Origin of the sequence: Paenibacillus sp. MMO-177 (genome assembly GCF_037147795.1) — a bacterium.
Classification (GTDB): Bacteria; Bacillota; Bacilli; order Paenibacillales; family Paenibacillaceae; genus Pristimantibacillus.
Map to the genome: position 1 here is coordinate 80,298 of NZ_JBBCUR010000007.1, position 12,163 is coordinate 92,460.

The window sequence follows — 12,163 nt, forward strand, 5'->3', positions numbered from 1 at the left end:
AAGCGTTGATTAAAGGATAAGGAGATGATGTTGTTGAAAAAATGGAAAACCCTGCTCGTCGGCGCGGCCGCAGCCGTTATGCTGATGCCGCTTCACGTGAGCGCGTACAGCAATCCGATCAATATTTCAGACTCTTGGCATTGGGGGAACAATGATTTCTATGGCGAAGGCGACCCGTATATTTTGAAATTTAACGGCACCTATTATCTTTACGTCAGCACCGTTGACGATCAGAGCGGCGTTAAAGTATGGTCCTCTACGAATCTCGTCGACTGGAGCTATCGGGGCTTGTGCACGACAGAGGCGGTTACCAAGGCGGCTTATGCGCCTGAGGTTGTCTATTGGAACGGCATGTTCTACATGTACACCTCCCCGGGCGGAGGCGGTCATTACGTGCTGCAAAGTACAAGCCCAACAGGTCCATTTACGGTTGCAACGGGCAATCTGGGCATGGGGATTGACGGCAATGTCTTTATTGATGACGACGGCAAATGGTATTTCTACTCGACCGGCTCCAATACGATTAACGCACGGCCGATGACAAGCCCAACGGTCTTTGGCGCCGCGGTCGGCACCGGCTTATCGATGTCAGGCTGGACGGAAGGCTCCACAACCTTCAAACGCAACGGAAAATATTATATGACCTATACGGGCAATCATGTATGGAGCACCGGGTACCGAGTCAATTACGCAACCAGCACAAGCCCAACGACCGGCTTTGCGCCGGCGGATAACCAGAATCCGGTTCTGATCGACACGGAAGGCTCGAATGTCGGGCTTGGCCATAACAGCATCATCAAAGGCCCTGACCTGGATTCGGATTTTATGGTTTACCACAGCCATGCCTCCGGAGGCAATCTGGTCTACCCGGGCCGCAAAATGAATTTGGACCGCATCGCCTGGAACGGAGACAAGATGCTGGTCCTTGGACCAACAACGGCTTCCCAGCAAAATCCCGAGCTGGCGGATTTCGAAGACCGCTTTAACCGTACCTCCATCGGAACCGGATGGACGAACATCGGAGGCGGCACTTGGGGGATCTACAATCAAGAGCTGATGTGGCAGGATACGATTGGGAACACCAATACGTACCGCCAGGTTACCAGCACGGGCACTGCCGGAGATTACACGGCGGAATTCAATACCAAGCAGATGAAGCAAGGCACCAGCAGCAATCCGGTGTACGGCACCGTTTTCTCCTACACCGATGAGAGCAACTATGGAACAGCCGTCTTGAATCGCAGCCTGAACCGTCTGGAGACAAACTTCGTCGTTGGCGGCGTCAGCCAGGGCTGGCAATATTCCGCGCTGCCTTCCGGCTATGACTATACCAAGTGGCATCAGATCCGCGTCGAGAAAGCCGGCACCAGCTTTACCGTCTATGTGGACGGCATGAAAAAACAGTCCCGGACCGTCAGCGGGATCGGCGGCGGCAAGATCGGCTATACCACAACGGATGCGCATGCGGACTTCGGCTATACCGCCTTCAGCAATAAAGTGAACGGAAGCAGCGCATGGAATGCGTACAAGCCTCTTCCGGGCAAAATTGAGGCCGTTCATTACATGAACGGAGCCGAAGGAACGGCCTACCATGACTTAACGGCCGACAATATCGGCGGTGCTTACCGCAGCGGACCGGTTGATATCCGCAGCTCGGCAGCCGAAGGCAAAAATGTCGTAGGCTGGAATCAGACCGGGGAATGGCTGAAATACCGCGTCAATGTGGCGGAGACCGGCTATTATGATCTGGACGTGCGTCTAGCGACAACGTTTGCCGATGCAAGCTACCGCGTATGGGACGGGGCTACCGACTTGACCGGCGTCGTTGGCGTTCCTAGCACCGGCGACTGGGAAACGTGGACAACTTCAAGCAAAAAAGGGCTGTATCTGACCGCCGGTTATCATGAGCTGCGCTTTGAGTTCGTCAAAGGCGAATTCGACTTCTCGGGCATGACGTTCTCCCGCGGCGATGCGGTCACCAGCCTTTCGGATGACTTTAATGACGGCAACGATAACGGCTGGACAAGATTTGAAGGCAGCTGGTCCGTCAATTCGGGCGAGCTTGACTCTGCCGGCGGAGGTGTATTCGGCAAGACAACCATCGGCAATGAGCGTTGGGCCGACTACACGGTTGAATCGGATATCAAGCTCGTCGACACGACCGGCGATGCCGGCGTACTGGTAAGGGTAAATAATCCGTCAAACGGTACCGTACTGGTTAATAACCCGGATTATCTTCAAGGCTATTATGCTTTTATTAAGCCGGATGGCGTCTACTTGGGCAAGATGAATTACAACTACGCGGGCGTCGCCTCCTCGCCTGTATCGCTCGCCGCCGGAGTTTGGCATCATATGAAGGTTGTCGCTTCCGGAACAACGATTAAAGTCTATGTAAACGATATGGCAACTCCAAAAATCACTTATACCGATAACAGCGGCAATCCGTTTACCCACGGGAAGGTGGGCTTGCGCACGATGAATAATCATACGCGGTTTGATAATTTCAAAGTTAATCCGTAAGGCACGGGAGGCAGACCATCATGGGTCTGCCTCCTCTCTACTTATAATGGCAATATTAGCTGAGTCGGTACTACAAACCTGCCTTGTAGCTGCTCTCCGCGGGCGATACGGCCCATCAACAGGGAAACGGCTTTTGCGCCGATTGCCGATTCATCTTGACGGATATAAGCAACCTCGGGAATCTCGGTATCGTCAAAAGCTACCAATTGTTTATCTGCCGTCAGGTTCATCCGTTTCAAAGCATGATAAGCGAGCCGGGCAAGCTCCACATCCGTAGCAACAAGGCCGGAGAAGCCGCCATGATGCACAAGCATCCATTGATTAATCAGCTCCGCCCCATCCTTCCTTGACACGTTAAATCTTTCATAAGGAACGGTATATCGTAAAACCGATGATGGCTTAATCCCGCATTCCGTCACTGCGCTTTCGAAGCCGGAAAGCCTGTCGGCCATTACGCTATGCTCTGCGGGCGGCGTCAGCAAGGCAAGACGATCATGTCCCTTGCTGAAGAGATACGATACGGCTTTTCGCGCGCCCGCCTTATTGTCCGAGCAGACGCTGACGACAGGCATATCGTTGTAGTACCGGTCGATCAAGACTACTGGACATTCGAGCTCCTCCGCCCTAACAACAGTCTGGCGTTCATGCTGAGCTCCTATGGAGAAGAGGATTAAACCGCTGATGCCAAGCGCGCCAAGATCCTCAAGAGATTGCAGCTCTTTGGCGGTGCTGCCCCTGGATACGCGGATCGCCAGCGTATAGCCATAGCCGTTAACCGCATTCTCGATAGCGTCCAAAAGGCGCTGTTCCACCTTCGTACGCATGGAAGGGATAATCATCCCGATAAGCTTGCTGGACGAATGGCGGTTTGCCCTGAGCCCCGGCTCCAGCATCATCCCGCTTCCTTCACCTGCCGGAACAAACAATTTGTACGGCGCTTGCCCGGCAACAAACGTGCCTTTGCCCTTGGAGCGGACGACAATTCCTTCCTCCGCGAGACCGGCCAAAGCATTTTTTGTGGTCATCAGACTGACATGGAACTGCCCGGCCAAATCCGTCTCGGACGGTATCCGGTCGCCGGGACGCAGATTGCCAAGCGAGATTTGGGTTTTGATAGCTTCCTGAATTTGTTTGTATAATGGAATATCCTTCAAGGGCGCTCACCACTTTTACTATACTGTGCCAGCCCCCTGCAAAACAACAAAAATCCCCTTCCGACTTCCGGAAAGGGATTTAATGCCCTCTTTATTTTTTCTTCAGCAGATCTTCGATTGCTTTGCGCGTGTCGGCGCTGAACTCCTTGAAAAATTTGATCAGCTCCGCATTGCACAATCCTGCGTTATACAGCATTTGAATCGTAATAAACTCCGGCATTCCTTTATCGTTGACCGAAGTAATAATACCCGCTTTCATGGCTGCCGAAGTCGAAGTCTTCGTCCAGTCCGGCGGCGTTTGGTTGCCCGAAATATTCACATGAGTCTCAAGCGCGGCAATCCGCTGCTGAAGCTCCTCCATTTGTTGTTTTTCCGCTTCTGTCATTGGTTTATCCTCCTCCGGCGCATAGGCTCTAAGCAAATCGTCTTCCGTCCCCGCATATTCATTCAGATCGACATTGCCGCTAATGCCGGCCACCTTCCGGGTCCCGCTAGGCAATGTACCGCCCGAGCTTCCGTCGCTGTATTGCCAGAACGTCCATTTGGTCCAAGCCTTGGCATCATCCGGCGGCGTTGAAGCATTATATCTTGCAATCCATACCGGATAGGCGCCAAGCGAGGCGTCAAAATGATTCGCAAAGGCGTTACCGGTATAAAAAATCGGCTTTACGCCAAATAAACGCTCCGTCTCTTCCAAAAAAGCTTTCGCTACCGCGCTCATGCTGGCATCGCTAAGGCCGCCCGAATTCGTCTCGTAATCCATTACGGGAGGCAAAAGCAGGTTGTTGGCCTGTGAAGCCGTTTGGTAAAAATACTGCGCTTCCCGTTTCGCCGCAGCCGAGGAGGCTGCCCTCAGAAAATGGTAAGCCCCAACCAGAAGTCCGGCCGCTGCCGCTCCGTTGGCATTTTGCAGAAAGGTTGGATCCTTATAGTTCTCTCCTTCGGTTGCTTTGACAAAAGCAAACGTTATACCGTCGCCCGCTACTTTTGGCCAATCAATCGTTCCCTGGTAATGGGATACGTCAATGCCTTGGGCATTGCCCTTTGATCTTCCTTGCACGACATCCCCTCCTCTGGGTCATTAAAACATCCTTCTTCTCTATTAGTAGATTCATGTGCTGGTAGATGGGACACGGCTTTTTGGCACAAAGAAGGCCGTCCTGCGGAGGACGGCCTTCTAAAGATTCATTTTTTATTCCGGCATTATGGCGCGGCCGTCAGATTGAAAGCTTCCCAGCCGCTGATGCTGTCGCGGTTGGCAATCAGCATGCCAAGGTTCAAATCCGCGCTGACATACTTGTTGTTGGCGACCGACTTGAACGATACGGTTCCGTCGGCATTGGTTGTTTTCGCGAATTTCTCCCAAGCCGCAATCCCCTGCGCCTGGGCGATCAGCCGGCCGTTGTTGTTCAGATCGGCGCTGACATATTTATTATTGGCAAGCGACAGGAACGATACCGTGCCGTCCGCGTTCGTCACCACGATAAATTTCTCCCAAGTGCCAACGGAAGTGCGGTTGGCCACAAGCGGCGAGGTGCCGGTATTCTCAGCCGTAACGTACAAATTGTTGGCCCTTGCCTGCAGGCTGGAAGGCGCATTCAGCTTCGCGTAAGCTTTGAACATATTGATTAGGGTTGTATTAGGCGCAAAGTTATTGGTTGTGAATTTGGACAGCTTCGATTGCATTGTTGCAATGCTGTCGCTGCTTACGTCCGGGAACGGGTTCGTATTGTTCTGGTACAAGCCCCAGTTGCCGCCGCTCGTTACTTTATAAGACCAGTTCGTCCAAGAAACGTCAAGCGCGTCTAGGCCGGACAGCCATTTCTCCCATAAGTCGTTGTGCGTGAACAACGTGAACTCGCCGGAGTAGACCGGTACATTCCAGTTGTTCTGATGCCAAATAATATCCGAGAACCACTGGTTGATGCTGTTGTTCTGGCTATTCCAGTCCGTATCATTCCAATCATAGCTGTGCACCTCGTAAACCACGTTCGTCCAGCCGTATGTCGAAGGAGCCACGATATTGTTCCAATAGCCGAATGCTTCCACGTAAATCATATGATCCGGGTCAATCGCGCGAACGGCTTTGTACAGACGGTCATACATTTGACTGATCGACAGGCTGCCGTTATTGCTCACCGGTTCATTAAGCAGATCGTAGCCGGCAATCGTTGGGTTGCCTTTATAGTGAGTGGCAATCCGCTGCCACAGCTGCACGACCCAGTTCTGATACGTGGTGTTGTTCCACAGCTCATTTGCGCCTTCGCGACCGCCGCTTTGCCAGCCGTTCATATTGCCCGGTACCCCGTGCAGATCAAGCAGCACATACAGACCGCGGGATTGGGCGTTAGAGACAAGCCAGTCCAGGTTGCCGAACGATACGGCGTCCGACTTCATCGTACCGTCGCGGTTCATCAGGTTCTCCCAATAGATCGGCACCCGGATAAAGTTAAGTCCCATATTTTTAATCGTGTCCAAATCGCTTGCCTGAATCCATAAATCCTGATAGCTGTCCTTCAAGGAATCAACTGCGGAGGGTCCGAACCGGTTAAGCAGCGTTCCCCGGACCGTCCACTCGTCGGTGCCGCCAAGCGGGGACATCCAGTTCTCTTCCATCATCCAGCCGCCAAGGTTCGTGCCGTGCAGACTGACGACGCTGCCGTTGCCGTTGTTGTTCTTAATCTGCTTTCCGTTTGTCTTCAGAAAATCGCTTGCTCCGATAGCCGCATCCGCATGCTGTACCTTGATGGAACCCATCATCCCCGCCGCAAGACATGCCGTGACGGCCAAGGTCAGTACTTTTTTCAAATTCATAATTAGCCTCCTTAAAAGAATTGTCGCCTTAGTGGCCTATCCGGCCGATTGTGATGATTCTTACTTCATAAGCACCTTTCCTATTTATGAAATCGATTTCAAACAATAATATAACGACCCGACCGGCAAAAAGCATCGGCTATTTTTCAGATTCATTTGTATGGTTTTCAGGTTTGAAGGATTAACGCGATTAAGTTGGGCGAAAAGAAGCCACGGACCTATTCGAATTACCCCGACCGGTTTCCGGAAAGCCCGATCCGATCGGCTTCAGATCAGTTCAATAAGCTTTTGCGCTGCTTTGCTTAAATAGTGCTGCTTCAACCATATGATCGCAGAGCTTGAAGTTACGTCCGGACCGTCGATTGGCACAGCACGGATACGATGACTAGAATACCGGTTAACTGATGTCCTAGGCAGAATTGAAGCACCAAATCCGGAAGCGATAAGCTCCACAAGCATGCCGATATCGGAACATTCCCCGATAATGGACGGCGACAAGCTCCTCGAATGGAATTGGTCCAGAATCAAGTGATACAATCCAAGTCCTTCCGTACTAGGGAGAACTAAAGGATGTTCGGCGATCTGTTCATACGTTATCGAAGGATAATCTTCATCCCCAGCCCCTGTTACGAAAAATAACGGCTCAGCGCCTAGCATGACATGGTCAAATTCCTCCAGGCTGATCGGAAGCCGGACGATCGCCAGATCCAAGGCTTTGTCCTTGATCAGTCTCGTTAGCGTATTGGTCTCATTCTGCTGAATCTTGAAGGTAACCTTCGGGTACAACATGCGAAACGCGCTGAGTACTCGGGGAAGCCGCTCATCGGACAGCGTATTGATGCCAATGGACAGCTTTCCCCTTACGCCAAGACCCGACTCCTTCACTTCTTCCTTCGCTTCCTCCAGCAGCCTTGTAATGGTAAGAGCATGTTCGTATAACGTTTTGCCCGGAGCGGTTAACTCCAGATGGCGGCCGCTGCGTATAAATAGCGACACGCCAAGCTCCTCTTCCATCAGCTTTAACTGCTGACTAAGCGGCGGCTGCGACATATGAAGGCGCTGAGCCGCTGAAGTAACCTGAAGCTCTTCCGCAAGAGCTATAAAATATCGCAATTGTTTAATATCCATTTTTTATTCCCACCTGTACGTCTGCTATATGATTTTCATATGCTTTCGCAATTTATTTAATATTTTTAATATAGTTATGCTCATGATACCATATACGAAGCATTCGGGAGAAAAACGAAGCTCGATTGAACGGAAATTTTGAAGAAAGCTGGGAATAGTAATGTTGAAATCAAAAGATAGCTTCACCGTACTGCTTGCCGGCATGCAGTGGCTGTTCTTTATATTTACCAATACGGTAATGGTGCCGCTCTCCATTGGGCATGCACTGGGACTGGCACCAGAAGATATCGCTTCCTCCATGCAGCGCTCCTTCATATTGACCGGACTGCTCTGTATCGTCCAGGCGGTATGGGGTCACCGTTACGCGCTAATGGATGGTCCGGCCGGCGTCTGGTGGGGGCTTGTGCTCAGTATTTGCGCATCCGCACCCGCGATGGGACTGGATATCGGCACGGTTGCGGCAAGCCTTAGCAGCGGCTTTATAATCTCGAGCGGCGTAGTCATTATTCTTGCGTTATGCGGCTTCCTGAACGTACTGCGGCGTATCTTTACGCCGATGGTTATGGGCGTGTTTCTGCTGCTGCTCACCTTCCAGCTCGCCAACACGTTCTTCAAAGGGATGATTGGATACGATCAAGGCGGCAAATGGGATTTGAAGCTGGCAGCCTTATCCCTCTTTATTATTGTCGTTGTAGCTTTTATTCATTTGAAGGGCAAAGGAAAATGGGGACAATTCTCCCTGTTGGGCGGGATTATTGTAGGCTGGATCGCCTACGCCGTCTTTTTCGGAAGTCAGAGCCGCATGGAAACGGCAAGCGGCGGCACCGGCATCTGGCATTGGCTTCCTTGGGGAACCCCGGGCTTTGAGCCCGGCATTATTATGGTGGGCCTGCTTGCCGGGCTCGTCAATATGACCAATACGCTTACGAGCTTGACCGCGGCGGGCAGGCTTTTCAAACGGGAAGCGACCAACAAACAGTTCGTCCGATCGATCCTGTTTACGAACGGCTTCTCGATTCTGGCCGGTTGTCTAGGCTTAATCCCTTTCGGAACCTTCGCATCGTCGATCGGGTTTCTGGAAAATACGAAGGTACTGCGTCGTGCCGCGCTTATTGCCGGAGCAACGATGTTTATTATCGTCGGAATTTTCCCGGCATTAGGGGGCTGGCTGGCTAAGCTGCCATTGTCCGTCGGGAATGCGGTATTGTTCGTCGCCTACCTGCAGATGTTTGGCACCGCGATCCGTTCCTTCCAAGGAACAACGTTTAATGCCAAGACCATTTACCGGGTTGCGCTTCCGGTCCTTACCGGCATTAGCATCATGAACATTCCGGCTTCGGCCTTTGCGGAGTTCCCTCCGCTCCTGACTCCAATTCTATCCAACGGACTTATTATCGGAGTTATCCTCGTCATCATTCTGGAGAACGTCATTCGCTGGGAACGGTTCGAGACCAAGACTTCTGCTCCTGAACCAAAGGTTGCGGAACCGAAGGAGCACACGATGAAACCGGCAGCACAATCATAATCATTAAGGCCATGCCCGGCTTGGGCATGGCCTTTCGTTCTTCAGTTGCTCAACTGTTGGAAAAAGGCTCTATCTCCCTATTAAAACACCCATTCAGATTCGGCATTTTGTTCATAGACTATGAGATAAGCTGACGCAGCGAGGGGATGCGAGTCTTGCATGTTTAATTGTATTGGTAAGGTAATTGTCGTGAATAACAGCGGCATTATCCATTTTGGATTTGCCAAACAAATCGCTCCCGAATCCATTCAAGTCGGCAACGGCAACGGCTCAACGACATCTGAGGCGGATTTGGAGGAAACGGGGAGAGAAACCGAAAACCAAGCTAATGGGGAAGACAGCAATAGCAGTACTAATGGCAATAGCGACAATAAAGGCATTAAAGGGAAAGTCACTAACGGAAAAAGCAAAGGCTCAAGCAAGAGCAAAAGTACAAGCAAAGGCAAAAGCAAGCCAACCAGAAAAACCACTGCTGCGAAAAAAACGTCAGCACCAGCCATGACTTCCTTGCCTAACCTGCCTTTCGGCAATATCGGCACAAATCATCGGCTGCTCAAATTAATGAAAGGGTTCAAGTAAGCCGAATCTGCTAACTTGAACCCTTTTATTTTTACTCAAATATATGGGATAAACGGGATCCGTTATTGTTCCACAACCACTTGCGGGATTTCGAATCGCCTTGCGCCGTGTCCTTCAGCTGGCCGCTGAGCTCCATGAACCAGGCTTGATCCTGCGCTGCTAGAGCGAGATCAATCAAGCTGCGGAGATCCTCCTCGTCCGGAACCCATTCTGTCTGCTGTCTCAAATGATGAACCTTAGCAAGCGCCATACGCCCCGCGGAATCTTCATTATCCGATTTTACAACCTGAACCTTAGCAACGTTGTGCTCCAAGTCGATATGCTCAACATAGCCGAAAACAAATTCACCGCTGATCGTTTGACCTTGCACCCAATCGCTGACTGCAATACTCATGGTCATCACCGCCTTAATTGAAGTAAGTAACTGTAACTTAAGTTGTTACTGTTATAATAATGTATACAGTTATCGATGTCAACAGGCTAACGGGAAGATTACTCATGCAGCAGATTCCCGGTTAAGAACTCCTTCACCTGACTGAGATACGCGTAATGTTCATTGTTGGCAGGTTTCAGCTCATTTCATACATCCTCTTTCGAAGGATACGCGCTGCAGCCGGTTATCGAAAGAAACAGCAATACCGGTTACCTATTATACGTAAGTGCAATGGAGAAGTCTTACTCGAAATCCCCTAAAATCATTTCATCCAAGGCTGTGCCGCCGAGAACCATCGGGTATACGTTCTCATCCATCGGAATAACGAACTCTACGAGCACAGGACCCGGCGTTTCCAGCGCTTCCTTCCAGGCAGCGTCCGCTTCCGCCTTGCTCGAAGCGCGCAGACCTTTTAACCCGTAAGCTTCCGCCAGCTTGACAAAATCCGGACTGCCAGCCAGATCGATCTGGCTCAGCCGGTTCTCGTACATAAGCTCCTGCTGCTGTCTTACCATGCCAAGCACCCGGTTATTGAGAACCACGATCTTTACCGGGATTTGCTGTACCGCGCAAATCGCCATTTCCTGGGCGCACATCTGCATTCCGCCATCGCCGTTGATCGAAATAACAAGCCGGTCGGGATTGCCGATCTGAGCACCTACCGCAGCGGGAAAACCAAAGCCCATCGTGCCTAGTCCACCGGAGGACAAGAGCGAGCGCGGCTGATTAAACTTGTAAAATTGCGCCGTCCACATTTGATGCTGGCCTACGTCCGTTGAGATAATTGCGTCGCCATGGGAAGTCTGATGAATCATCTCGAGAACATATTGCGGCTTCAGCTCGTTATCCGAATCGTTGTAGCGCAGCGGATGCCGGGACTGATCCTGCTTGATCTGCTCCATCCAGTCTTCGGTTTTGGAAGGTGCGGCCAACGTACAGGCGTGAGCAAGAATCTCCTTCAAGTCGCCTACGATGCTGATATCCGCTTTAATAATCTTATCGATCTCCGCCGGATCGATATCAATGTGGACAATCTTTCTGGCCTGCGGCGCAAAGCCCCCTACCTTCATCGTCAGCCGGTCGTCAAACCGGGAGCCGAGAGAGATAATCAAATCCGCTTGTTGAATGGCCATATTTGCCGCGTAATTGCCGTGATGGCCCGCCATGCCTAGCGCATAATCATGTCCACTCGGAAATCCGCTAAGTCCGTGCAGGGTAGTTACAACCGGGATCTGCGTCCGCTCAACAAACCGGATAAACTCTTCGGAAGCATTCGCATGAACGATTCCCCCGCCGGCTATGATAACCGGTCTTTCCGCTTCCGCCATCGACTTCATCCATTCATCTACACACTCTGCATCAATGGCAGGATAAGGCTCATAGCCGCGAAGTTTAACTTCCGCCGTGTACGGCTCATAGAGCAGCTTGGCATTCGAAATATCCTTCGGAATGTCGATCAGAACCGGACCTTTCCTCCCCGTGCTTGCCAGATAAAAGGCTTCATGCAGAATTCGCGGAATATCCGCCGCATCGCGTACCGAATAGCTGTGCTTCGTAATCGGCATCGTAATGCTGATAATGTCGGCCTCTTGGAAAGCATCCGTTCCAATCATATACGTAGGTACGTTTGCGGTAATGATGACCATCGGGATGGAATCCATATGGGCAGTCGCAATGCCGGTTACCAGGTTTGTCGCTCCCGGTCCCGAAGTGGCAATACATACGCCAACCTTGCCGGTGGAACGGGCGTAGCCGTCGGCAGCATGAACCGCGCCTTGTTCATGGCGGGTAAGGATATGCTTGAAATCTTTATTTTGCGTCATCGCGTCGTAGATATATAAAGCACTCCCGCCCGGGTAACCAAATACCGTATCAACACCTTCGTCCAATAATCCTTGCAGCAATGCTTCCGAGCCAGTCATCCAAGTTTTTGTCGATTGTTCCATAATGGGCAGCCTCCCGTAATAAAAATAACCCCTTTCTTCCCCGGCTAATCACAGCTATGCTGCA

Annotated in this window: 9 protein-coding genes; 3 read left to right on the top strand and 6 right to left on the bottom strand. The window is 51.3% G+C overall.

Annotation, left to right across the window (positions count from 1 at the left end; all coding sequences use genetic code 11):
• Positions 1-27 precede the first annotated feature (27 nt).
• A complete protein-coding gene (locus tag WFK81_RS22430) occupies positions 28-2,520 on the top strand; it encodes a family 43 glycosylhydrolase (RefSeq protein ID WP_336788607.1) in 2,493 nt (830 codons plus the stop codon).
• Between the two features lie 41 nt (positions 2,521-2,561).
• Here WFK81_RS22430 and WFK81_RS22435 read toward each other — a convergent pair whose 3' ends face one another.
• The 4 genes from WFK81_RS22435 to WFK81_RS22450 form a co-directional block, all read right to left on the bottom strand.
• On the bottom strand, positions 2,562-3,674 hold the full coding sequence (locus tag WFK81_RS22435; protein ID WP_336788608.1) for a GntR family transcriptional regulator: 1,113 nt from the start codon (positions 3,672-3,674) through the stop codon (positions 2,562-2,564).
• Positions 3,675-3,765: 91 nt separating this feature from the next.
• Positions 3,766-4,734 carry a glycoside hydrolase family 25 protein gene (locus WFK81_RS22440; RefSeq protein ID WP_336788609.1) on the bottom strand — a complete coding sequence of 323 codons (969 nt, stop codon included), beginning with the start codon at positions 4,732-4,734 and terminating at the stop codon, positions 3,766-3,768.
• A 143-nt stretch (positions 4,735-4,877) separates the two neighbouring features.
• Positions 4,878-6,488 carry a cellulase family glycosylhydrolase gene (locus WFK81_RS22445; protein ID WP_336788610.1) on the bottom strand — a complete coding sequence of 537 codons (1,611 nt, stop codon included), beginning with the start codon at positions 6,486-6,488 and terminating at the stop codon, positions 4,878-4,880.
• A 267-nt stretch (positions 6,489-6,755) separates the two neighbouring features.
• Positions 6,756-7,616, bottom strand: coding sequence for a LysR family transcriptional regulator (locus WFK81_RS22450; RefSeq protein ID WP_336788611.1), 861 nt, complete (start codon positions 7,614-7,616; stop codon positions 6,756-6,758).
• Positions 7,617-7,776: 160 nt separating this feature from the next.
• Between WFK81_RS22450 and WFK81_RS22455 the strand changes: the two genes are divergently transcribed.
• Both WFK81_RS22455 and WFK81_RS22460 read left to right on the top strand, forming a co-directional pair.
• Entirely contained in the window at positions 7,777-9,141 is a 1,365-nt protein-coding gene (locus WFK81_RS22455; RefSeq protein ID WP_336788612.1) for a uracil/xanthine transporter, read from the top strand.
• 159 nt (positions 9,142-9,300) lie between these two features.
• Positions 9,301-9,720, top strand: a complete 420-nt coding sequence (locus WFK81_RS22460; RefSeq protein ID WP_336788613.1) for a hypothetical protein — start codon at positions 9,301-9,303, stop codon at positions 9,718-9,720.
• Positions 9,721-9,751: 31 nt separating this feature from the next.
• On the opposite strand, the gene WFK81_RS22465 is transcribed toward WFK81_RS22460, so the two are convergent.
• Together WFK81_RS22465 and ilvB are read right to left on the bottom strand one after the other, a co-directional pair.
• Entirely contained in the window at positions 9,752-10,114 is a 363-nt protein-coding gene (locus tag WFK81_RS22465; RefSeq protein ID WP_336788614.1) for an IDEAL domain-containing protein, read from the bottom strand.
• 281 nt (positions 10,115-10,395) lie between these two features.
• On the bottom strand, positions 10,396-12,099 hold the full coding sequence (gene ilvB / locus WFK81_RS22470) for a biosynthetic-type acetolactate synthase large subunit (RefSeq protein ID WP_336788615.1): 1,704 nt from the start codon (positions 12,097-12,099) through the stop codon (positions 10,396-10,398).
• Positions 12,100-12,163 lie beyond the last annotated feature (64 nt).